This window comes from Amycolatopsis sp. NPDC057786 (assembly GCF_042797905.1).
Lineage (GTDB): Bacteria > Actinomycetota > Actinomycetes > Mycobacteriales > Pseudonocardiaceae > Amycolatopsis.
On sequence record NZ_JBHVKW010000019.1, the window covers coordinates 1 to 21,570 of the forward strand.

The window sequence follows — 21,570 nt, forward strand, 5'->3', positions numbered from 1 at the left end:
CTACTGGGGCTTGCCCACCGCGGCCGGCGGCGGGGGCTCGCGCCCGGCCGGCGGGGCCTGTCGCCAACGCCACTTTCGCGACGTGTGGTGTCCCCAATGTGGTTTGCGCGACATCGCGAACGCTCCCTGAAGCCCGCTGCGGCCCGCCGTCCAGTTCGTGAAGGCCTCCTTGAGGAACCGTTCGTGGTGACGGCGATGGGCGCGGCGGCCTGCGCGAGCTGCCGGATCTGTGTGCAGGCGTGCTGACGGTGTGAGCGGGCCGACTCGGCGGCGCCGGGTTCTCCGTCGAGGACGAGCACGTCGCCGATGTCCCTGTCGCGCATCGCTTGCGCCGCCCGTCACCGGTGGGCCGGGCGCCGCCGTGCCGACAGTGCCAGCGCGATCCCGGCGACCAGCACGATCACCCCGGCGATCACGTTGCTCAGCCAGGTCGCCGTGTTCAGTTCCGGCATACCCGGATAGTCGAGCGGCACCAGGCCACGCCCCCGTGAAATCACCCATGGCGAGGCGATGACCCAGAGGCCGAGGACCGGAATCACCCAGGCCAGGGTGCGCAAGCCCGCGGAGCGGGCGCATCCGGCGGCGAAGAGTGCCAGCACGATCCCGCTGATCATGGTGGTCGCGGCCATGCCGAAGGTACCGGTGAACTCGATCACCCAGGGTGACAGGATCAGGTACACGCCTGCCAGCAGGACAAGCCCGAGCGAGACCTCGGAAGAACCGGTGGACGCGACGGCCCCCTCCGGTGTCCGTGCGGGGCCTTGCGCGGTTTCGCGTGTGGTGGTCCGGGTCGTCATGTTCGTTCACCTCCGCGTCGCTTCTCCGAACTGGTCGGCTACCCGGCGACGCGGGAGACAAACCGCCGATCCGGGTGACGGCCGTGTTTCCCGTTCGTCCTGGCCGGGTACGCGTCACGTCCACAGCCCCGGCCAGGGACCACCACCTGGCCACCGGCTGTGCGCTTTTCGTCCAGAGGAGGAAAAAATGCGTATCGGTGTGGCAGCCGTGGTCTTGGCCGTGGCCACCGGATGTGCGCCTTCCGACAGGCCCTCGCCCGTGCCGCCCGGCGGAGTGTCGGTGACACCCACGGCGCCGGCGCCGTCGGGGGCGGAAGTGACCGTACGAGGCACCGTGCGAAACGGCGTGGAACCCGGGTGCCTGGTACTCGCCGCACCTGACCGCGAATATCTCCTGGTGCGTCCGGTGCCCGACCTTAAGCCGGGTGTGGAGGCCGTCGTGCGGGGCTCGCTCCGGCCCGGAGCGCCGACAACGTGTATGCAGGGCACTCCGCTCACCGTCCGCACGGCGGAGGTCGCCGGTAGCGGGTCGTGACACTCGCCGCCGTTAGAGTCGGGAGCCGCATGCCTGGCCGATGTCTGACGGGAGCCCCGCTCGATGTCCTACTTGACAGAAATCGTCGAGCCGCTGATGGCGCGGGGATACGTGGACGAAAACACGGTGCGCGGCTGCTCCGATGAAGAGGTCGAGTCGCTGATGTCGGCCCAAGGTGTGGCCACCCTGCCCGCGCGTTACGTCGAGTTCTTGAAGTTCGGCGGAAAGAACCCGTACTGGCTGAGTCAGGACGCCGAGTGGGATTACGGGTGGCTTCTCGAGGCGAAAGAGATCGCCCGGGAGATCGTCGTCGACTACGACGCGGACTTCGCGCCTTTCGAGGATGCCTTCGTTTTCCAAACCCATCAGGGGTATATGTTCTACTATTTCACGGCGGATGACCTGGTCGAGGCCGATCCGGCGTTCTCCATCTTCTGTGGATACCGGCCGATAGCGGACAGCGGGAAGTCGTTCACAGGCTGGATCCGTGATCTCGCGGAAGCCCTACCCGAGATCGTGGAGCTCACGAAATCGATGTATGGCCGTTGGAAGGTTCCCGACCTTGGCCCGGAATCCGGCCTGGGCCCCGATCAGTCCTGAAAAGTACTCCGGTGACGCTGTTTCCGGGGTTCTCGATGCGGGAGGTGCGGGGGAGGACGACCTCCGTGAGCTTGCCGTCCTTGAGCATCCAGAGACCGAAGCAGTCGTCATCTTCGTCATGGACGAGGACCTGGACGGAGTACGGATCGGGCCAGGGCAGGGATTCCAGATGTGCCAGCAGTCCTCGCCAGTTGAGCCGGAAGAACTGGATGACCCAGGTGTAGCACTCGCTCGACCCGGTGCTCGTGCCCTCGAACACGGAGTCGTCGACACGGGTGAAGCACTGGTACCACTCGCGGTCGGGATCCGGGCGCGTCAGCGGTTCCATCACTTCCTCGGCATCGCGCGCCAGGACGATGACTTCCGCGAATCTGCTCATGCCTCAGCATACGATCCCGGCCGGGGCAGGCACCGTGAATGAACCGGCGATGAACCGGTGCCCGCCATCATCGGGACGGTTCACCGACGGCGGTGTCGGCCCAGGTGCGGGAGACAGGTGGCGAGTTGCTCAGCGATGACGTCCGGACGGCGAGGTCAGCCGATGCGGTAGCCGGCTCTGGGCACCGTGGTGATCAGCGGTGGCTTCAGCAGCTTCCGCCGGAGATTCGTCAGCAGGACGTCGAGAACGTTGGTCGTCGGATCGGCCACCTCGTCCCAGCCGGCCCTGATGAGCTCGTCACGGGAAACCGTCCGGCCCGCGTTCTCCAGCAGGCAGCGCAGCACGGCGAACTCCGTGCGGGTCAGGCCCAGCAGGACCCCGCCGCGCCGGACCTCGTGCCGCCCGGTGTCCAGTTCGAGGTCCGCGGCCCGCAGCACCGACGGCAGCGGGACCCGGCCGCGGCGGCAGAGGCTGCGCACTCGCGCCACCATTTCCGCGATGGCGAAGGGTTTTTCGAGGTAGTCGTCACCGCCCCGCCGCAAACCGGCGACGCGCTGATCGGGATCGCCCAGCGCGGTCAGGAACAGCACCGGGGTCGTCCAGCCGGTGCCGCGTTTCCGCTCGACGTAGTCCAGCGCGTCCCCGCTGGGGAGCATCCGGTCGAACACCACACAGTCGTAAGCGTTGACGAACAGGGCTTCGTCCGCGGGCCGGAGATCGCCGACGGCGTCGACGGCGAATCCGGCGGAGCGCAGGGACGAGTGCACAGACGACCGGAGTGCTTCGTCGTCTTCGATGACCAGGATCCGCACTCGGCCAAGGTAGCCGAGTCGCCGGACGGCCGTATTCGGGTGATCGCCCGTTCCGCGGTGCGCAGGACGCTAATGTCCCACGGTGACCCCCTGACCTCACTCCTTGGTGCGAGGATCTGATGCCGATGAACGCGAGGGTGCTGGTCGTCGAGGACGACGAGGACATCCGGATGGCGGTGTCCGCCGAGTTGCGCGCCGCCTCGTTCACCGTGGACGCCGTCGGTTCGCTGGCGGCCGCGGCGCTCGAAGTGGCCGGTGCGGCGCACGACTGCGCGGTCTTCGACCGGATGCTGCCCGACGGGGACGCCATCGGGTTCGTCGACGAACGCAGGCGGCTGGGCTGGGCGGTGCCGGTGCTGTTCCTGACCGCGCTGGATTCGAGCAGCGCCCGGATCGAGGGATTCGAACACGGCGGGGACGATTACCTGGTCAAACCGTTCGTGATGGCGGAACTGCTGGCGCGGGTGATGAATCTGTGCCGCCGCCGGGACAGCAGGCCGCCGGTGCTGCGCCACGCCGACCTCGAAGTCGATTTCGCGCGCTGCGAGGTCCGCCGAGGCGGCGTGCTGCTCTCCCTGAGCAACCGCGAATTCGCGATCCTCGAATATCTCGCGACCCGCCCAGGGATGGCGGTGTCCCGAGCGGATCTCGTCGAACACTGCTGGGATCTCGAGAACGAACCCACGGCCAATGTCGTCGACGCCGTCGTCAAACGGCTGCGCCGCAAACTGGGCGAGCCCGATCCGGTGGAGACGGTGCGCGGAGTCGGGTTCCGGCTCTCGTGACCGACACGGAGACTTCGACAGGGCGGCTGCGACGGCTCCGCGGTCTGCTGACGCTGCTGTTCACCGCGATGAACGCGGTCGGCCTGGTGGTGCTGGCGTGGTTGCTGATCGAGGCAGACGCCGACCAGGGCAGGCAGCGGCTCGACAGCGACGTCCGCCAGGTCGCCGCGACGGTGGTCAGGCTGATCGCGGCGGACGGCGGCGCGATCGTCACCGCCTACATCGGCACCGACACCGTGAGCGAGCAGTGCCCGCAGTTCGCCGTCCTCCCCGGCACCGCCCCGCGGTTCGAGCCCTACCGCAGCAAACGTGAGTGCTTCCCGGTCGACGACGGACTGCTGAACCGGCTCGCGACCGAGGCCACCGGCACGGACCGCTCGAAGACCGGCTACGAGCGGACGGCCGACGGCAGGTCCGTCTACGTCGCGGCCGATCCGCTCAAGGACACCTCGAAGCAGATCGTGGGCGCCGTCGTCGTGGTGGCCGATGCCGAAGCCGTCGCCGAGAAGCACGACGAGTGGACGCTGCTGGTGATCGGCGGCTGTGTGCTCCTCGTGCTCGGGCTCGGCGCCGCCGGATACTTCATCGCGGGACGCGCCATGCGTCCGGCGACCGCGGCACTGGAACAGCAGAAGTCGTTGCTGGACGGCGTTTCCCAGCTCCTCGACGGCGTCGTGCACGACCTCAAGACACCGGTGGCCGGCCTGCGCGCGCTCGCCGAGACGGCGTCGCGGAACCCGGCCGCGCAGGCCGAGATGTTGCCGAGGACCATCCGGCTCGCCTCGATGATGGGCGACATCATCGACCTCTGGCCGAGCCGTGCCCGGATGACCGCCGGGGTCGAGAAACCGGCCATGGAGCCGTTGATGCTCGATCAACTGGTCGAGATGGTCGTCGAGGACATGCCCGCCGACGGTGCCCGGATCTCGGTCACCTCCGTGCCGACCCGCGTCGAGGGCGACGCGACGCTGCTGCGGCGCGCGGTCGCGAACCTGATCGGGAACGCGGTGAACCACGGCCGCGCGCCCGGCGAGGAGGCCGACATCCAGGTCACCGTGCTCGACGGCAGGGTGATCATCGCCGACCGCGGTCCCGGTGTCGATCCGGACGGGGCGGCGGAACTGTTCGAACGCTTCGTCAGTGGTGGCGGATCGACCGGGATCGGTCTCGCCGTCGTCAAATGGGTCGCCGACATCCACGGCGGCACGCTGCGTATCTACAACCGTGACGAGGGCGGGGCGATCTTCGAGCTCGCCCTGCCCATGGGGGACCGGTGAGCAGGTCATGACACCGAACGAACGCGTTACGCTGCCGGATGTGATCCGTGCAGGTAAGGGGACCGCCGGGGCGCGCTGGCGGGCAAGGGCTCCGATCGCGTTGATCGTCGCGTGCTGTGTCGCGGTGGTCGGCATCGCCGTGGGCGGTGCGTCGAAACCGCTGCCAGGGCTGGACGTGGTGGCGACGGGGCACTGGATCTACAACTCCGTGCTCGGCAAGGCGTTCCACATCGACGGGGCGGGCAAACGGGCGGACGCCGAAGTGAGCGTCCCGGGCGCCGGCGCGGACAGCCAGGTCGTGCAGGGCCCGACGCAGGGGTACATCCTCAGCCCGGGGAAGAAGACCGTCGAATTCGGTAAATCGACCTTGTCGGTCGAAGGCAGCCATCCCGCGCCCGCTCCCGAACGTCCGGTGACCCTCGAGGTCCGAGGCGGGCCATACGCCGTCTATCGCGAAGCCGGGACGGTGAGCCGCTTCGGCGACCGCGCCGTCACCGTCAAGGCCGGGGGACCGCTCGGGACTCCGGTCGCGACCCCGGACGGACGGCTTTGGCTGCACCGCCTCGACACCGGGCTGCTGTGCGAACTGGCTCCCGGTTCGGAGCGGCTGTCCTGCCCGTTCGTGGTTCCCCAGGGACACAAGGGTTCTCTCACCGTCGTCGGCGACACCGCGATGTTCGTGGACACCACCGACGACACCGCGCGGACGGTCGCCGTCACCGGCCTCGGCGATCCGGTGAAGCTCGGCGTCGAGGTTCCGGAGACCGCGGTCGCGGCGTCGAACGACGTCGAGGGCAGGGTGGCGATCCTCGATCCGCAGGGGGCGCGACTGCATCTGGTGGACGCCGCGCCGCAGAAGACCCCTCCGGTGACCGTCGGGCTTCCGCCGGGTGATTACGCGGGCGTCGCCGCCTCGCGGACCGCCGTCGCGGTGGTCGACCGCACCAGAAAGACGGTGCGGACCTTCGACCGTGACGGCCGGGAGCGGGACAAGAAACCGATCCCCGGCGAGGGCGGCAAGCCCCCGGTGCGCGGCCAGGACTCCAGGGTCTACGTCGACGGGGTCGACGGTGCCCACGTGCTGGTGGTGGAGCACGACGGCGCGGTGAACGAGGTCCCGGTGACCGGCGCCCCCGATCCCGCGCAGGACCCGAAACCGGTGGCTCCGCCGCCCCAGAACCCGCCGGACACGCGGGGACCCGTCACGCAGCCCCAGCCGCCGCCCGCGCCGACCGGGAAGCCGGACCGGCCCGTGGCGCCGCAGCCGACCAAGAAACCACCGCCCGTCGCGGCGAGCCCGCCGGGTGCGCCGCGGTCGGTGACGGCCACGCCGGGCAACGCCTCCGCGACCGTGCGATGGAACGCCGCGGCCGCGAACGGCGCCGCCGTGACTGGCTACCGGGTGACGTGGTCCGGCGGCGAGCGGACGGTCGGCGGTGGCGCACGGACAGCGTCGATCACCGGGCTGACCAACGGTGCCTCGTACGTCTTCACCGTGGCCGCGATCAACCGCGCGGGAACGGGTCCCGGCGCCAGTTCCGCCCCGGTGACCCCGGCGGTCCCCAAGCCGCCGAGCGCCCCCGGGAACGTCGCCGCGCAACCGCAGGGCAACGGCGGCGCGCTCATCACCTGGACACCCGCGACGGCGAACGGCTCGCCGATCACCGGCTACCGGATCTACTGGTGCCCGGACAGCGAAGGCCCGAATCAACCGCACGACCCACCGGACTGCGGCGAGGCGACCGTGGCGGCGTCGGCGCGGCAGTACGTGGCCGATTTCCTGTTGGTGGGCACCGAACTGCGGTTCTACGTCGAGGCGATGAGCGCCGCGGGCAACGGCCCGGCGGGGGACGACCCGACGATTCCCAAGGGACGGCCGGACATCGAGGTGACCCAGCGGAACGGGATGGTGCGGCTGGTCGCCAGGACGATCACCGAGAGCTCGAACTGGAACGCCACGCTCCGCGTCGTCGTCTCCGGCCCCGGCTGGAGCGAGGAGTTCTCGATCAAGCTCACCGGCCAGCACAACACCGGCACGGATCTCGTCCGCTATCCCGGCGCCAAGGGTGACCGGGTCACCGTGACGCTGTATCCCAACTCCTACGACCCGATCGCGAAGACGATCACCTGGAAATGACGGGCACGAAACAGGGGGCACGATGAACCAGCCGTCCGCGACCGCGGTCTACCAGGCGGTCGCCGAGAACGTGCAGCGCGTGCTGCGCGGCAAACCGGAAGTCGTCCGGCTCGCGATCGCGGCTTTGCTGTCCGAAGGCCATCTGCTGATCGAAGACGTTCCCGGCCTGGGGAAGACGACACTGGCCCGGTGTCTCGCCCGGAGCATCGGCGGAAGCTGGAACCGGATCCAGTTCACCCCGGACCTGCTGCCCGGTGACGTGACCGGAGTGATGGTCTACCACCAGAACAACGAGAAGTTCGAGTTCCACCCCGGCGGGATCTTCGCGAACATCGTCCTCGCGGACGAGATCAACCGCGGTACGCCGAAGACCCAGTCCGCGTTGCTCGAGGTGATGTCGGAGCGCCGGGCGACGGTCGATTCGGTGCCGCACGACGTTCCGCATCCGTTCCTGGTGGTCGCCACGCAGAACCCGATCGAGATGGAGGGCACCTATCGGCTGCCCGAGGCGCAGCTCGACCGGTTCATGATGCGGATCTCCGTCGGCTACCCCGATCACGACTCCGAGGTGCGGGTGCTCATGAGCGACTGCGCGCGGGTCAGCCCGGATGAGCTGGGCCCGGTCGTCGACCTGGCGACCCTGCGCCGTGCCATCGACCAGGTGCGGGACGCCTACTTGGACCCCGCGATCTGTTCGTACGCGGTACGGCTGGCCGCGGCGACCCGGGAACACGCGGCGGTCCGTTACGGCGCGAGCCCGCGCGGGAGCATCGCCCTCGTCCGTGCGGCGCAAGGGATCGCGGCCACCGATGGCCGCAATTACGTGACCCCGGACGACATCAAGGCCATCGCGAAACCGGTGCTGGCCCATCGTCTGGTGCTCACTTCCGACGCCGAGCTCAACCAGCGGTCCGCGGCCGACGTCGTCGACGAGGCACTGGCGGCGACGCCGGCGCCCGCGATAAACGCGGTCTGAGCCGGATGCGGCTCACGGGACGCGGTACCGGACTGCTGGTCGCCGCCGTGCTGCTGTACGGCGCGGGTGAACTGGCCGGGTACCCACTGCTGCGCGTGCTCGCGGGCGCCGCGATGGGCGCGTTGCTCGCCGGGGTGGCGCTGGCGGTGCGGCGCCCGCGGGTCGCGGTGCGGCGCGACGTGTTCCCGGACCGCGTCGAACGCGGGCGCCCGGCGATGGCCCGGCTGCTGGTCGGGAACCCCGGAACGCGGCGGCAGGCCGGGTTCACGGCGCGGGAGCACGGGGAACACGGCGCCGAACTGGCTGTCACGGTCCGCCCGTTGCCACCGGGCGGCGAAGCGACGTACCACTACGAACTGCCGACAAGGCGGCGCGGGCGGTTCACAGTCGGTCCGCTGATCCTGGAGCGTGCCGACCCGCTCGGCCTCGTCCGGCGCCCGCTGCCCGCCGGTGACACCGCGACGCTGTGGGTCTACCCGAAACTGCATCCCGTGCGCGCGCTCGCGACCGGGCATCCCCGCCACCACCACGACGGGCCGACGACCGACGATTCGCTGCACGGTTCGGCGGACCTGCGGGACGTGCGCGAGTACGTGGTCGGGGACGAGGTCCGTCACCTGCACTGGAAGGCCACGGCCAGGACCGGGCAGCTGATGGTCAGGGACTACGTCGATCCCGACCATCCCCGGTTCACGCTGCTGCTCGACACCCGGGCGAAAGTGTTGTCGGAGAACGAATTCGAGGAGGCCGCCGAACTGGCGGCGTCACTGGTGAACGCGGCGGCGATGGCCGGGCACCGCTGCCGTCTGCTCACCTCGACCGGCGAGGATCTGACGACCTTCGGCGGCGCGCAGGCGGCGAGGCGGCTGTTGGACGTGCTGTGCGAGGTCGGCCAGGACCCCGCCGCGGACCGGCCGATGATTCCGGTTTCGTTGTCGCGCAAGGGGGTCCGTGGTGGCTGCCTGGTCGTCGTGACCGGCAGGGCAGGCCCGGAGCTGCGCGGGCTCGCGGTCGTCCGGCCGCATTTCTCGTCGGTGTACGTGCTCGGGGTGGGCACGCACGGGCTCGGGATGGACGGGCTCGGCGTGCACGGTGTCGAGGGCGTTCCCCGCGCCCGGAGGGTCAGTGCGGCGGACGCGGCCGAGGCGGTGAACCGGTGGAACGAGCTGGTGTCGTGACCTCGCGGATCGCGGACGTCGCCGTGCTCGCGGCGGCGGCGATCGGAGGACTGCTGTTCGCGCCGGTCTTCGGCGTCGCCGCGCTGCTCCCGTCGATCGGCGCGGTGGTACTGGTGACCTACGGCGTCACCGAACTCGGCAGACGGTTCCCGAAAACGGTGCCGTGGCGGCCGGTGATCGCGGTGGTGGCCGGCCTCCTCGCGGTGATCGAGACGGTGCTGCCGGGAACGACCGCGGCCGGGATCCCGACGGGGGAGACGTTCGCGGTACTCGCCGACGGGGCCGTCGACGGCTGGCAGCTGACCCTGCGGACGACCTGGCCCGCCCGGCCCGATCCGGAACTGGTCTCGTTCGTGCCGCTGGCCGTGCTGGTCGCCGCCGTACTGGGGATCGAACTACTGCACCGGCTGCGACGGCCGCTGCTCGCGTTGGTGCCGGGACTGCTCGTCCTGGTGCTGAGCCAGGCCTACGTCGCGGTGACCGGCGTCGCCGCGGTGGCCACGGGGATCGGCTACGCGGTCATCGCCGGACTGTTGCTGGTCGACGGCAGAGGGACCGCGTTGCCCCGGCTGCTGAAACTGGTCGCGCCCGCCGTGGTGCTCGGCGTCGTCGGCGCGCTGGTGCTGACCGTGGCCGATCCGCTCGCCCGCCCCGCGTACTCCTTGAAGGACAACGAATCCGTCCCGCTCGCCGAAGAGTCCGTCACGAGCCCGCTGTCCGAGATCGCGTACCGGACCAAGAATCCGTCGCCGCAGGTGTTCCGCTACACCGGGGACACCCCGGCGTCCCGGCGCTGGCCGCTGGCCGTCCTGGACGAGTTCGACGGCTCGAACTGGCTGCCCGGTGGAGGTTTCCGCCGCCTGGGCGCGGAAATCCCGCCCCGTACGGGAGAAGAGGTCCCGGTGGCCAGGCGCCAGGCCACGATCGAGATGACGGCCCCGTCCGGACCGTGGCTCCCCGGCCAGACGTCGCCCGCGTCGGTCGCCGGCGTCGACGCGCTTGTCGACGAGACACGCGGAACCCTTGTCGCCACCCAGCTGCCGCCGCGCTCCCGCTACACCCTCGGCTGGTGGGAGCCCCAGGTCGGCCCGGACGATCTGATCGGGGCCGGGATGGATCCCGCGCTTCCGGGCGGTCTCGGCGGTCTCGGCACGGTGCCCGAGGAGATCGGCGATCTCGCCGACCGCGCGCTGCCGCCCGACCTGCGGCCGTCGTTCCAGACCGCTGTCGCGCTGGAGCGGTACCTCGCCGGAAACTACCGGCTCGCCACGGGCGACGACCTGCCGACCGGACACGGCTGGCCGCAGCTGCGCCGGTTCCTGATCGAGGGTGACAAACGGGGCACGAGCGAGCAGTTCGCCGCCGCGTACGTGGTGCTGGCCCGGCTGAAGGGAATCCCGGCCCGGCTCGTCGTCGGCTTCCGCGCGCCGGAACGGGCCGAAGCCGACGGCACGCACGTGGTCCGCAACGCCGACATCATCGCGTGGCCGGAGGTCGCGGTGGCCAAGGTGGGCTGGGTCCCCCTCGACCCGTCCGGCGCCGCCGAGCAGAGCGGATCCGCGGCCGCGAAGGGGATCGCCGCCGCCGTGGCGGAGGTGCGGACCCAGCTGCCGCCGGTGCAGAAACTGGAGAATCCACCGCTTCCGCCCGGAGAGTCCGAAGAGGACACCGCGTCGGGCGCGGGGGACTGGCGGACAGCGGCGATCGTCGCCGCCGCCGGGCTCCTGATCCTGCTGGTGCTCTGGGGCGCGGGCGTTCCCGGGGTGACCGCGTTCCGCGCTTGGCGGCGACGTCGCAAGGAAGGCCGGGCGGCGGTGATCGGTGCCTGGGCCGAAGCCAGGGACCGGCTGCGGGCGCACGGTCTCCGGGTGACCGCCGGGATGACCGTGCGGGATCTGGCCGCCACCGCTGGTGTCTTCGGTGATCAGTCCACAGTGGACGGACTGCATTCGCTGGCGAGATCCGTCGACGCCGCGCTGTGGTCCGGGACGGCTCCGGATGTCGCCCATGAGGCGTGGGCCGCGGTGAAGACCGTCCGAAAAGGACTCCGGCGCCGGTCCTGGGTGGCGAGGCTGCGGGCGGCGGTCAACGTCCGCGTCCTGTTCCCGCCACGCGCGGCTTGAGCGGCCGTAAAGACGTGATCGGGAGGACGACTCGCGTGACTGGACGGACGACACGCGTGACTGGACGGACGACACGCGTGATCCGGCGGACGACACACGCACGGCCGGTCTCCGTCGCGAGTCGTCCGCCCAGTCACACGAGTCGTCCATTCCATCACGCGTGTCGTCCGTCCAGTCACGCGAAACCGCGGGGGGAGAGAAAGAGGCCACGTTGCGAAAGCCACTTTCGCAACGTTGAGGGTTGCGAAAGTGGCTTTCGCAACCCCTCGACGGAGCGTCCGCGCGGCAGTACGGACGCCAACGGCCGACCGCGACACAGCACCTCGCCTCACGGCTTGCAGACGGCGCCGCGAAGCGGCTGGAACTCGCTCTCGTAGGTGCCCTGCGGGCTGCTGCCCTGGATCTGGAAGCAGTACCGCAGACCTGGCCGGACGTCGACCCGGCGCTGCTTGGACCGCTGTGTCAGGAGCACCTGCGGCTCCGCCCGCCCTTCCTCGGCAAGGATGATCGCGAAGTCCAGTTCCGCGTTCGACGTCCACGACAGGTCGACGTAGGTTCCGTGGTCGACGGGCGGGGCCAGGTGGATCCCGACCCCGCTCGACGGGGGAGCGGCCGTGGCCGACGGCGCGGGCGGGGCCTCCCGGCTGCCGGACAGGAGCGACGGTACGGCGACGGCCCCGCAGATCCCGGCCAGGACCGCGGCCGCGACGACGTACTTCCGCTTCGACGCCGCGGTTTCCGGCGGTGGCTGCTCCGGGCGGGACGGCTCCAGAACGAGGATCGGTTCCGCGGGCAGGTCGAGCGGGATACCGGCTTGAGTCGCGGTGAGTGTCCGGTGCAGATGCTTCAGCCGGGCTTCCGGGTCTTCCGGACGGCTCTCCGGATCTTTGGCCAGCAGTTCGCCGATGAGCGTCACGAGCTCGTCCGGGACGTCCGGCCGGGTGAGAGGCGCGACGGGCTCGTTGAGCACGCGGTGGATGCGGGCGCCGGGTTGCTCGCCGACGACCGTCCTGTGTGGAGGTTCGCCGGTCAGCGCGAGGTACAGGACGGCGCCGAGACCGTAACGGTCGGCCCGCTCGTCCATGGTCTGGTCGCGCACGGTCTCCGGGGCGGCGAACTCGAGGCCGTGCAGCGGGTCACGGGGGAACCGCCGCCTGAGCGCCACGCCGAAGTCGGCGACGACGGGTTCGCCGGTGCGCCGGATCAAGACGTTCCCCGGCGACACCGAACCGTGCACCACGCCCGCCCGGTGCGCGGCGGACAGCGCCCGCGCGACCGTTTCGCCGATGATCAGCGCGTCCCGGACCGGCAGGGGTTCGGCCAAGGTGGCGAAGGACCGGGCACAGCGGGGCATTCGCAGCGCCGTCCGGCCGTCGGCGAGCTTGCCGATTTCCTCGACCGGGAGGATCGACGCGATACCGGAGAGCGCGGCCTGTTCCCGTACCAGCGCCGCCCGGGTCTCCCGGTCCAGCGAACCCGGGTACACCTTGAGCACCGTATCGCCGGGGCCGGGCACGACGGTGGCGGAAACGCTGCTCATACGACGGCCGGATCCCCTCTCCACCGCGGACCCGTCCACGGTACAACAGGGCCGTCGAGACCTTCACGGACCTTCCGCCTGTCGAACGCGTCGCGAAAGCCACTTTCGGGACATCAGGCGCCGCGAAAGTGGCTTCCGCGACACGGACGCCGGCGGCGAGGTGGTCCGCACGGGCGAGTGGCCGGGACGAAGGCTCCCATCACCGCATCAGACGCGACGAAGGGAGCCTTCACCCACCGCCGACCCGACACGGTTGACCTACCCCTCAATAGCCCCGGCAGACCGCGCCGCGGATCGAACGAGGTTCGCTCTCCTGTACCCCGCCGCCGTCGGTGATCTGGATCAGGAAACAGTACTTCCGGCCAGGGTCGACGGGGACCTTCATCGTCCGCTGCCGCCGGACGATCGTGGTCTTGGCTTCACCGGTGCCGTCCGCGACGACGACGGCCGAGTCGAACCCCTCCGGTGCCCGCCAGTTCAGCTCGACCATCGAGCCGTGGTCGATCGGTGCGTCCAGCTCCACCCGCGGCGCCGGTTTCGGGCTTGTGCTCGTCATCGCCGGGCTCGGTTGTGCCAGGGCCCGCGGCGGTGGTTCCGTCGAACCGGAGAGGAGGAACCAGGCAGCGGCCGCGAGCACGGTGGCCGCGCCGATGGTGAGCGCGGGCCAGGCGGACCTCTTGCGGGGCGCGGGTGTCGACGCCGGTTCCGGCGCGATGGTCACGAGCGGGAATCCCTGGATCCCCTGTGACACCAAGACGGGCACTTCCTCGTCCACAGTGGACTGTTCGGGGACCAGTGTGGCGAGGATCTCCTCGACCACGGCCGCGCCGGCCGGACGGGAACCGGGGTCTTCGGCGAGGAGGTTCTCGGTGAGGGCGAGGAGGTCGATCGGCGCGTCCACGCGGTGCAGTTCCGGCCGGTCCGGCCCGGGCGGCAGTCCGGTCAGCGCGAAATGGAGCACGGCACCGATCCCATAGAGGTCCGCGCTCTCGCCGTGGGGTCCTTCCGGGTCGAGGAAGTCGCTCCCGTGGTCCGGATCGCGGACGAACACCGGGCGCAGGGTGCGTTCGAAGTCGTTGATCACGGGTTCACCCGACGCGCGGAACAGCACGTTGGCGGGGGTGACCCTGCCATGGAAGATCCCGGCTTCGTGCGCCCTCGCGAGCGTCGACGCGATCGCGGAGCCGAGGACGAGCGTGTCCGCGACCGACAGCGGGCCGGCGCTCTCGACCAGATCGAGCAGTGATCGGACGCAGAGTTCGCTGCGGAGCGCGCACCGCCCGTCGGGCAGTTCCTCGATGGTGTCGGGTACCAGAACCTGGCCGTCCAGCGCGGAAAGCCGCTCCAGTTCGCGTTCCAGGCCGAGGCGGGTGCGCTGGTACAGCCTGCCGGGGAAAACCTTGAACGCGAAGTCGCCTTCGTCCGTCGGCACGGCGAAGACGGCACCTGCCGATCCGCTTCCGAGCGCTTCCCCGTCCTCCGGTCGCATGACCGCAGAGTAGTCCGGAGAGCGCGATCACGGGAGTGCGGATGAACCGCCGATGTACCGGCATTGAACCGTCGCGCGCCACGCTGCTTCTCAGCAGCGACGCCACGGAACAGCGAGGTGGGACGTATGAAGCAGAAGAACAATCTCCGGCGGGCGGCCGTCTACGGCGTCGCCGGTCTCGCCACCGCGGCCATCGGCGCCACCACCGCGAACGCGATGGTCGACGACCGGCCCGACGAAAAACCGGTACAGGACACCGCGCAGGCGGCCAAACCGCAGCAGGTCCAGGCGACGGCGCCTGCTCCGGCCCCGCCGAAACAGGTGGCGCCCCAGCCGAAACCCGAGCCGCGGACCGAACCGGTCGCGCCGCGAAAGGTGGCCCCGCCGCCGGCGGTGAACCCTGTCGTGCCTGCCAAGGCACCCGTGGCGCCGGTCGTCAAACAGGCCGTTCCGGTGCAGCGGACGGTGAAGACCGCGCAGACGGTCAAGAAGGTGGCCAGCCCGGTGCCGGTGGTGAAGAAGGCGGCGGTCGTCAAACCGCGCGTGCTGAAGGCGGCCGCGCCGAAACTGTCGAGTGTTCTCCCGGAGAAGAAGTTCGTCGTTCGCGCGGCGGTCGCCGAGACGGCTCCGCGCACGATCCGCGAGCAACTGAAGGACAAGGCCAAGGCCGTCGACACCGCGAACGAAGCGGTGGAGCGCGCGAGCAAGGTGCTGGACAAGGCCAAGGACGACCTGAAAAAGGCCAAAGGCGATCTGAAGAAGCTCCGGGAGAGCGTCAAGAAGCTGAAGGATCACGACAAGCCGATCAAGATCATGACCGGCGATCGGGACTGAGCGCCATGGCCACGACCCTCGCCGAACGACCGGCATTGTCCCTGTGGGCGGCCTTCCGGAAGTTCTCCGTCCCGCGTGACCCCGTCGTCCCGCAACCCCGGTATCTGGTGATCCCGGAAGAAGCGTGGCTGAACCAGCGACCGTCCATTCCGGACACGGAAGACGACGAACAGGTCGAGTACGACTACTACCTGGAGCACGAAGAAAAGCCGCTCAGCAAGAGCGCCGTCACCGGATTCGGCGGCGGGACCGCTTCACTGGTCTTCGGGGTGACCACCGGGCTGGTCATCGCGACGCCCGTCGGCATCGCCGTCGGGGTGGCCGCCGGGATCTTCGGCGGCCTGATGGGCCGCTCACTGGCGGAAGAGTTCTACGAACGCCGTCACGAAGACGAACCCCGGCCGTGAACGTCACGGTGGGCAACAGGAAATCGAGGTATCCCATGGACATCAAACGTGTAGGCGTGCTCGGCGTCGCGGGCCTGACGACCGCCGCCGTCGGCGCGTGGACCTTCGGCGCCTTCGACGGGACGGACGAAGCGACCGCGTCGGCCACCCCCGCCCCCGCGGCGGCCGCCGCGCCGAAACCGGCCGTCGCCCCGCAGCAGCCTGCCGCCCCCGTCAACCCGCTCGTCCAGCAGGTCGCGCCGCCCGCCGCGGTCCCCGCGGCTCCGGCCGCGAAACCGGTGCCGGTCAAGAAGGTGGCCAAGATCAAGCCCGCCGCGGTGACGGTGAAGAAGGTGGAACGCCAGAAGACGCGGCACCCGGTGGTCAAGGCGGCCGTCAGCAAGGAAAGCCGCGTCCAGCCCCGGCCGAGGGTGATCGTGGTCGAGAAGCCAGCTCCCGTCGTGCCGGAAAGTTCGAAGAAGAAGATCGTCGAGTCGGTCGCCAAGGCCACCGGCTCGCTGGACACGGCCAAGAAGCTCGTCGACAAGGCGGGGGACGAGGTCAAGAAGGCCAAGAGCGAACTGGACAAGGCGAAGAAGGAGCTGAAGAAGCTCAAGTCCGAGAAGCACAAGCACAGCAAGGAGAAGGGGAAGCAGACCAAGCCCGCGCCCGGAAAGGGAACGGGTACCGGGCACGTCTCGGTGGACAGCAAGGGCCTGAAGCCGGGCCAGACCCGCACGGTCACCACGTCCAGCCCGGACGGTTCGTCCTGGTCGAGCGCCACGGTCACGGTCAAATAGCGGCGAACTCGAGAGCGGCGATTCGGGATCGGACCCGAATCGCCGCTCACGAGCCGATGTCAGGCGGCCTGACGACATCCGGTGGCATAGCCCCGCAACGCGGTCTGGTGCGCGGTGGTGAGGGCGGCGCCCGGTTCGACCCCGAGTTCCCGCACGATGATCGCGCGGGCGCGGCGGAACGCGGCAAGCGCCTCGCTGCGCTGGCCGATTTCGTTCAGCACCATCACCAGCCTCGCCCAAGCGTGCTCGCGAAGCGGATCTTCGTCGATCAGACCGTGCAGGAGCGAGACCGCGTCGAGGTGCCTGCCGAGCGCGTGGTCGGCTTCGGCCAGGTCTTCGCGGATCCGCGTGCGCAGACGGTCCAGCCGGGCGACCTCGGCGAGGGCGTCCGGGGTCCGCAGTCCCTCGAACGGCGTGCCGCGCCACAAGTCCAGCGCATCGGTGAGCAGCTTGGCCGCCCGCTCGTGATCTCCTTCGCGGAGTGCCTCGCGGCCCTCGGCGAAGGTGCGGCCGACGTGGTCGATGTCGGTGTCCTCGCGGTCGACGACGATCCGGTACGCGCCGGGCCTGCTCTCGATACGTGTCCTGTCCGCCGCCGGCGCCAGCGCGCGGCGCAACCCGCAGATGTAGGACTTCAGGTTGCCCGCGGCCGACGCCGGCGCGGCCCGGCCGTGCCAGGCCGCGTCGATCAGCCGGTCCACGCTGACCCACTTGCCGCGGTCGAGCAGCAGCGCGGTCAGCACGGTGGTCGGCTTACCCGGTTTGATCGCGAGTGGCGGCTGTCCGGGTACGGTGACCTCGATCGGTCCGAGGAGCTGGAAGAGCATCGGATGTCCCCCCGTGGCGTGCTTGTGCTGTCTGCGGACAGCGTGCCCGACACGGTATTAGGATTTCATGACAGTCTCCGCGGGCCGCGGATTGCGACGTAGACGAACAGCACGCCCATCACGGCGGCGCCCGCCCACATGGCCTGCTGCCATCCGTCCACAAAGGACATCTGGGCGGCGTGGATCAGGTCCTGCGCGTGCGGACCGGCTTGCTCCGCCGCCGCGACGGCGTTGGCGACGCCCTCACGGGCGCTGTCCGCGGGTCCCTGGGGAATGCCCGCCAACCGGCCGTCGATCGCGCCGCGGTAGCCGTTGGCCACCAGCGCTCCGAGCATGGCGACGCCGAGGGCGGTGCCGAACTCGCGGGTGACGTCGTTCAGGGCGGAGGCGACGCCCTGCTTCGCGCGAGGCAGGGATGCGGTGATGGCCTCGGTGGACGGCGCCATCGAAAGGCCCATGCCGATACCCATGGCGATCATGCCGGGCAGGATCGTCGAGTAGCCACCGTCGACGGAGACGAGCAGGGCCATCGACACCAGTCCGGCGCCCGCCAGCGCGATCCCCGCGGCCATGGTCGTACGGGTGCCGGTCCGCGCGACGAGCTTGGGAGCCAGCCCGGAGGTCATCATCATCGCGACGGCCATCGGCATCAGTGCCGCCGTGGACAGCAGGCCCGACCAGCCGAGTACCGCCTGGAAGAACGGGAACAGCACCACGGCGATCCCCGCTTGGACACCGAACACCACCAGGAGCGTGATCGAGCCGCCTGCCAGGCCGCGCTCACGGAACAGGCGCACGTCCAGGAGTGAAGCGTCGCGGCGGTGCAGTTCCCAGGCCACGAAGCCGATCGCGGCGACGACCCCCACGGCGAGGCTGATCAAGGTCGCGGGGGAGGCCCAGCCACGTTCCGGACCTTCCTGCAGCACGAAGATGAGACCGGCCACGGCGACGGCGGAGACGAGCGCGCCGACGGTGTCGAAGCGATGAGCCGAGATCTCGCGGGAGTTGGGGACCGAGGTCAGTGTCGTGGCCAGTGCCGCGACCGTCAGGACGGCGGGCAGGACGAACAGCCAGCGCCAGTCGGCGATGTCGACCAGAAGCGCGGACAGGAACATGCCCAGGATTCCGCCACCTCCGGCGACACCGGTCCAGACACCGATCGCCTTGCCCCGCTGGTCGTCGGGGAAGGTGGAGGTGATGACGGCCAGTGTGATGGGCATGATCATCGCGGCGCCGACGCCGCTGGTCACCCGCGCGGCGAGCATGACCTCCGCCGACGGAGCAAGGCCCGCGATCACGGTGGCCGCGCCGAAGACGCCGAGTCCGGTGATCAGCATGGGCTTGCGGCCGAGCCGGTCGCTGACGGCGCCGAGCGGAAGCAGCAGCGCGGCGAGCGCGAGCGTGTAGCTGTTGATGATCCAGAGGATCGTGTTCTGCGAGGCGCCGAACTCCACGGCAAGGTGGGTTTGCGCGACGTTCAGTCCGGACACCGAGGCGATGACCGCCATCAGCGCGATCGAGACGGCGATCAGGATCGCGCGGAGCCGGCGCGCGTCCGGTGCCGCCCCGCCGTCGGCTTGTGCGGCGGGGGCGAGCTGGTTCGTACTCATGGATTCCCTTCGGACGGCAGGTCGAGTCGAAACCGAAGCTAACCGCCCCTTGCGGCCAGGGCATACAATCTTGCTCATGACGCAAGAAGATGGCGATCTGGACAGCCTCGTGCGCAAACGCATCCGCGCTCTGCGAGTAGCGCAGGGCTGGTCCCTGGAGGAATTGGCCGCTCGCGCACACCTCAGTCAGTCGTCACTGAGCCGTATCGAGAACGGGCAGCGGCGGCTCGCGCTGGACCAGCTGGTGACGCTCGCCCGCGCCCTGGACACCACGCTGGACCAGCTCGTGGAGACCGCGACCGACGACGTGGTCACCAGTCCGTCGATCGACGGTCCCCACGGCCGGATGCGCTGGACCATCAAGGCCGACCCCGGTATGACCGTGGTGCGCCACCGCATGACCGAGCCGCCGCCCGACAATCCGGCGCGCATGCGCGCGCATCCGGGACGCGAATGGCTCGTCGTCCTGTCCGGCACCGCGGTTCTCATGCTCGGCCACCGCCGGATCCGCGTCGAGACCAACCAGGCCGCCGAGTTCCCCACGATGATGCCGCACGCGATCGGCGCCGAGGGCGGTCCCTGCGACGTCCTGGGCATCTACGACCGCGACGCGCGCCGCGGTCATCAGCAGGAGAACGGCTCGGGCGGCGACCACGGATGACGATGTCTTGCGCCTCGGGCAGCTCCAGAGGCCTTCGTCTTGCGTAAACCGGGATAAACAGTGCCGCAGGCGCATAGTCGCACTACCGTGAGGTCATGAACCGAGTCCATCACGCAGGCCATCACCAGAACGACGCCGAGGGGCTGGCGGAGATCCTCGACCTGGATGCCGAGGTGCTCGCCGAGCACACGGCCGCCATCACCGCGTGGCTGCCGCTGAAGACGCCGCCGCGGCAGATCGTGGATCTGGGCTGCGGCACGGGCGCGGGCACCTTCGCCCTCATCGATCGCTTCCCCGACGCGCACGTCACCGCCGTCGACGCTTCCGTCGAGTACCTCCAGCGTGTCCTCACGAAGGCGTGCGCACGGGGCATCGAAGAGCGCGTGCGCACCGTGCAGGCGGATCTCGACGACGCCACCTGGCCCGAGCTCGGCACACCGGACCTGGTGTGGGCTTCGGCCTCCATGCACCACATGGCCAACCCCGGCCGCGCGCTGCGAGCCGTCCATGACGCGCTCGCCCCCGACGGCCTGTTCGCTGTCGTCGAACTGGCGGGCCAACCCCGGTTCCTGCCCGAAGACGCTCCCGAGGACGCGCCAGGCCTGGAGGAGCGCGTCCACGCCGCGGTCGACCGCCTCCACTCAGGGCACATGCCCCACCGCGGCGCCGACTGGGGCCCGATGCTGACCGCCGCCGGATTCACGGTCGAGGGCGAGCGCACCATCACGGTGAACGTCGAAGGCTCCCGCAGTGACGCGATCGGCCGTTACGCGCTCGGAGTCCTGCGGCGCGTCCGCGGCGTCGTCGCCGAAACGCTTTCCCCAGAGGATCTCGCGGCGCTCGACCGGCTACTCGACACGGACGGCATCTTGCGACGCGATGATTTGATGGTGCGCACCGAACGCGCCGTCTGGGCCGCACGCCGGTAATCCGCCGCATGCCATCATCGGTCCGCACCTGCCTGAAATTGCGGTGCATCGATCGGTGGGCGACCGTAGTATTCGTGCGGTGACGCAGCTACCGCACGAGATCGTCGAGCATTATCGGTCGACCGACGAGGGAGCGCGACTCACCGGGGCCTCCGGCCGTCTGGAGTTCGTGCGGACCCAGGAAATCATTCGCCGGCATCTGCCCGCCGGCCCCCAGCGTGTGCTCGATATCGGCGGAGCCACCGGAGTGCACGCCGCCTGGCTCGCCGCGGACGGCCACCAGGTGGCGTTGTTCGACATCGTCCCCGAACATGTCGCCGCTGCTCGGCAACTGGCCGACGGGACACCGGGGATGACCGCGTCCGAGGGGGATGCCCGCAGCCTGCCGGTGCCGGACGGAAGTTTTGACGCCGCGCTCCTGCTGGGCCCTCTCTATCACCTCACCGAACGAGACGATCGTCTCAAGGCTTTGCGCGAAGCCCGTCGTGCGGTTCGCGCAGGCGGCTGGATCTTCGTCGCGGCGATCTCACGCTTCGCCTCGTTATTCGATGGCCTGGCCCGCGGTTTCCTTTTCGATCCGGAGTTCCAGCGGATTGTGAACACCGACTTGGCCTCCGGCCAGCATCGCAATGATGGTGAGCACCCCCATTGGTTCACCACCAGCTACTTCCACCATCCCGGCGAACTGCGTCGAGAATGCCTCGACGCGGGGCTGGACGTGCTCGACGTCGTGGGTGTCGAGGGGCTCGCGGGCTGGCTGCCGGAGCTCGCCGACCGGTGGGACCGACCCGCGAACCGCGAGGTGATCCTCCACGCGATCCGAGCCGTCGAAAGTGAACCCACGCTGCTCGGACTGAGCAGTCATTTGATCGCGATCAACCGGACGCCTGCCTGA

General features: G+C 69.9%; 19 protein-coding genes. 13 read left to right on the top strand and 6 right to left on the bottom strand.

The features are described from left to right. Positions 1 to 338: 338 nt before the first annotated feature. Positions 339 to 797 carry an SPW repeat protein gene (locus tag ACFVM3_RS13725; RefSeq protein ID WP_378438531.1) on the bottom strand — a complete coding sequence of 153 codons (459 nt, stop codon included), beginning with the start codon at positions 795 to 797 and terminating at the stop codon, positions 339 to 341. A 598-nt stretch (positions 798 to 1,395) separates the two neighbouring features. Between ACFVM3_RS13725 and ACFVM3_RS13730 the strand changes: the two genes are divergently transcribed. After that, positions 1,396 to 1,932, top strand: coding sequence for a hypothetical protein (locus ACFVM3_RS13730; protein ID WP_378438533.1), 537 nt, complete (start codon positions 1,396 to 1,398; stop codon positions 1,930 to 1,932). Between the two features lie 534 nt (positions 1,933 to 2,466). Here ACFVM3_RS13730 and ACFVM3_RS13735 read toward each other — a convergent pair. Next, positions 2,467 to 3,123 carry a response regulator transcription factor gene (locus ACFVM3_RS13735; protein WP_378438535.1) on the bottom strand — a complete coding sequence of 219 codons (657 nt, stop codon included), beginning with the start codon at positions 3,121 to 3,123 and terminating at the stop codon, positions 2,467 to 2,469. Positions 3,124 to 3,242: 119 nt separating this feature from the next. Here ACFVM3_RS13735 and ACFVM3_RS13740 point away from each other — a divergent pair, with 119 nt between their 5' ends. Genes ACFVM3_RS13740 through ACFVM3_RS13765 form a run of 6 tightly spaced genes read left to right on the top strand, consistent with a single transcriptional unit; the run spans position 3,243 to position 11,599 of the window. Next, the gene (locus ACFVM3_RS13740) at positions 3,243 to 3,908 is read left to right on the top strand and encodes a response regulator transcription factor (protein WP_378438537.1); all 666 of its coding nucleotides are present in this window, start codon (positions 3,243 to 3,245) and stop codon (positions 3,906 to 3,908) included. After that, complete coding sequence (locus ACFVM3_RS13745; protein ID WP_378438539.1) at positions 3,905 to 5,185, top strand: sensor histidine kinase; 1,281 nt, start codon at positions 3,905 to 3,907, stop codon at positions 5,183 to 5,185. Before ACFVM3_RS13740 ends, ACFVM3_RS13745 begins: the two co-directional genes overlap by 4 nt. A 40-nt stretch (positions 5,186 to 5,225) precedes the next feature. After that, complete coding sequence (locus ACFVM3_RS13750) at positions 5,226 to 7,322, top strand: fibronectin type III domain-containing protein (protein WP_378438541.1); 2,097 nt, start codon at positions 5,226 to 5,228, stop codon at positions 7,320 to 7,322. A gap of 22 nt (positions 7,323 to 7,344) precedes the next feature. Then, the gene (locus tag ACFVM3_RS13755) at positions 7,345 to 8,298 is read left to right on the top strand and encodes an AAA family ATPase (protein WP_378438543.1); all 954 of its coding nucleotides are present in this window, start codon (positions 7,345 to 7,347) and stop codon (positions 8,296 to 8,298) included. 5 nt (positions 8,299 to 8,303) lie between these two features. Continuing rightward, positions 8,304 to 9,476 (top strand): DUF58 domain-containing protein, encoded by a 1,173-nt coding sequence (locus ACFVM3_RS13760; protein ID WP_378438545.1) that lies wholly within the window; start codon positions 8,304 to 8,306, stop codon positions 9,474 to 9,476. After that, positions 9,455 to 11,599, top strand: a complete 2,145-nt coding sequence (locus ACFVM3_RS13765; protein ID WP_378438547.1) for a transglutaminaseTgpA domain-containing protein — start codon at positions 9,455 to 9,457, stop codon at positions 11,597 to 11,599. The genes ACFVM3_RS13760 and ACFVM3_RS13765 overlap by 22 nt, the downstream gene beginning before the upstream one ends. Positions 11,600 to 11,927: 328 nt before the next feature. Here ACFVM3_RS13765 and ACFVM3_RS13770 read toward each other — a convergent pair whose 3' ends face one another. Then, positions 11,928 to 13,139 carry a protein kinase gene (locus ACFVM3_RS13770; protein ID WP_378438549.1) on the bottom strand — a complete coding sequence of 404 codons (1,212 nt, stop codon included), beginning with the start codon at positions 13,137 to 13,139 and terminating at the stop codon, positions 11,928 to 11,930. Between the two features lie 265 nt (positions 13,140 to 13,404). Continuing rightward, complete coding sequence (locus tag ACFVM3_RS13775) at positions 13,405 to 14,628, bottom strand: protein kinase (RefSeq protein ID WP_378438551.1); 1,224 nt, start codon at positions 14,626 to 14,628, stop codon at positions 13,405 to 13,407. Positions 14,629 to 14,754: 126 nt separating this feature from the next. On the opposite strand from ACFVM3_RS13775, the gene ACFVM3_RS13780 reads away from it, so the two are divergent. From ACFVM3_RS13780 to ACFVM3_RS13790, 3 genes are read left to right on the top strand one after another with little or no spacing between them, the layout of a single operon-like run. Continuing rightward, positions 14,755 to 15,462 (top strand): hypothetical protein, encoded by a 708-nt coding sequence (locus ACFVM3_RS13780; RefSeq protein WP_378438552.1) that lies wholly within the window; start codon positions 14,755 to 14,757, stop codon positions 15,460 to 15,462. Between the two features lie 5 nt (positions 15,463 to 15,467). After that, entirely contained in the window at positions 15,468 to 15,869 is a 402-nt protein-coding gene (locus ACFVM3_RS13785) for a hypothetical protein (RefSeq protein WP_378438553.1), read from the top strand. 35 nt (positions 15,870 to 15,904) lie between these two features. Further along, entirely contained in the window at positions 15,905 to 16,648 is a 744-nt protein-coding gene (locus tag ACFVM3_RS13790; protein WP_378438555.1) for a hypothetical protein, read from the top strand. A 59-nt stretch (positions 16,649 to 16,707) separates the two neighbouring features. Here ACFVM3_RS13790 and ACFVM3_RS13795 read toward each other — a convergent pair whose 3' ends face one another. Together ACFVM3_RS13795 and ACFVM3_RS13800 are read right to left on the bottom strand one after the other, a co-directional pair. Next, positions 16,708 to 17,475: a BTAD domain-containing putative transcriptional regulator gene (locus tag ACFVM3_RS13795; protein WP_378438557.1), complete on the bottom strand. Its 768-nt coding sequence runs from the start codon at positions 17,473 to 17,475 to the stop codon at positions 16,708 to 16,710. A 65-nt stretch (positions 17,476 to 17,540) separates the two neighbouring features. Beyond that, positions 17,541 to 19,085: an MFS transporter gene (locus tag ACFVM3_RS13800; protein WP_378438559.1), complete on the bottom strand. Its 1,545-nt coding sequence runs from the start codon at positions 19,083 to 19,085 to the stop codon at positions 17,541 to 17,543. Positions 19,086 to 19,161: 76 nt separating this feature from the next. On the opposite strand from ACFVM3_RS13800, the gene ACFVM3_RS13805 reads away from it, so the two are divergent. The 3 genes from ACFVM3_RS13805 to ACFVM3_RS13815 all read left to right on the top strand — a co-directional run bounded on the left by ACFVM3_RS13805 (position 19,162) and on the right by ACFVM3_RS13815 (position 21,570). Further along, a complete protein-coding gene (locus ACFVM3_RS13805) occupies positions 19,162 to 19,746 on the top strand; it encodes a helix-turn-helix domain-containing protein (RefSeq protein ID WP_378438561.1) in 585 nt (194 codons plus the stop codon). A 95-nt stretch (positions 19,747 to 19,841) separates the two neighbouring features. Beyond that, positions 19,842 to 20,675, top strand: coding sequence for a class I SAM-dependent methyltransferase (locus tag ACFVM3_RS13810; protein ID WP_378438563.1), 834 nt, complete (start codon positions 19,842 to 19,844; stop codon positions 20,673 to 20,675). A gap of 79 nt (positions 20,676 to 20,754) precedes the next feature. Further along, the gene (locus ACFVM3_RS13815) at positions 20,755 to 21,570 is read left to right on the top strand and encodes a class I SAM-dependent methyltransferase (RefSeq protein WP_378438565.1); all 816 of its coding nucleotides are present in this window, start codon (positions 20,755 to 20,757) and stop codon (positions 21,568 to 21,570) included.

What these genes read in the sequence shown, in the direction of transcription:
- ACFVM3_RS13725 (WP_378438531.1), bottom strand. Translation starts at nt 797, where the DNA reads ATGACGACCCGGACCACCACACGCGAAACCGCGCAAGGCCCCGCACGG.
- ACFVM3_RS13730 (WP_378438533.1), top strand. Translation starts at nt 1,396, where the DNA reads ATGTCCTACTTGACAGAAATCGTCGAGCCGCTGATGGCGCGGGGATAC.
- ACFVM3_RS13740 (WP_378438537.1), top strand. Translation starts at nt 3,243, where the DNA reads ATGCCGATGAACGCGAGGGTGCTGGTCGTCGAGGACGACGAGGACATC.
- ACFVM3_RS13755 (WP_378438543.1), top strand. Translation starts at nt 7,345, where the DNA reads ATGAACCAGCCGTCCGCGACCGCGGTCTACCAGGCGGTCGCCGAGAAC.
- ACFVM3_RS13760 (WP_378438545.1), top strand. Translation starts at nt 8,304, where the DNA reads ATGCGGCTCACGGGACGCGGTACCGGACTGCTGGTCGCCGCCGTGCTG.
- ACFVM3_RS13770 (WP_378438549.1), bottom strand. Translation starts at nt 13,139, where the DNA reads ATGAGCAGCGTTTCCGCCACCGTCGTGCCCGGCCCCGGCGATACGGTG.
- ACFVM3_RS13775 (WP_378438551.1), bottom strand. Translation starts at nt 14,628, where the DNA reads ATGCGACCGGAGGACGGGGAAGCGCTCGGAAGCGGATCGGCAGGTGCC.
- ACFVM3_RS13780 (WP_378438552.1), top strand. Translation starts at nt 14,755, where the DNA reads ATGAAGCAGAAGAACAATCTCCGGCGGGCGGCCGTCTACGGCGTCGCC.
- ACFVM3_RS13785 (WP_378438553.1), top strand. Translation starts at nt 15,468, where the DNA reads ATGGCCACGACCCTCGCCGAACGACCGGCATTGTCCCTGTGGGCGGCC.
- ACFVM3_RS13790 (WP_378438555.1), top strand. Translation starts at nt 15,905, where the DNA reads ATGGACATCAAACGTGTAGGCGTGCTCGGCGTCGCGGGCCTGACGACC.
- ACFVM3_RS13795 (WP_378438557.1), bottom strand. Translation starts at nt 17,475, where the DNA reads ATGCTCTTCCAGCTCCTCGGACCGATCGAGGTCACCGTACCCGGACAG.
- ACFVM3_RS13800 (WP_378438559.1), bottom strand. Translation starts at nt 19,085, where the DNA reads ATGAGTACGAACCAGCTCGCCCCCGCCGCACAAGCCGACGGCGGGGCG.
- ACFVM3_RS13805 (WP_378438561.1), top strand. Translation starts at nt 19,162, where the DNA reads ATGACGCAAGAAGATGGCGATCTGGACAGCCTCGTGCGCAAACGCATC.
- ACFVM3_RS13810 (WP_378438563.1), top strand. Translation starts at nt 19,842, where the DNA reads ATGAACCGAGTCCATCACGCAGGCCATCACCAGAACGACGCCGAGGGG.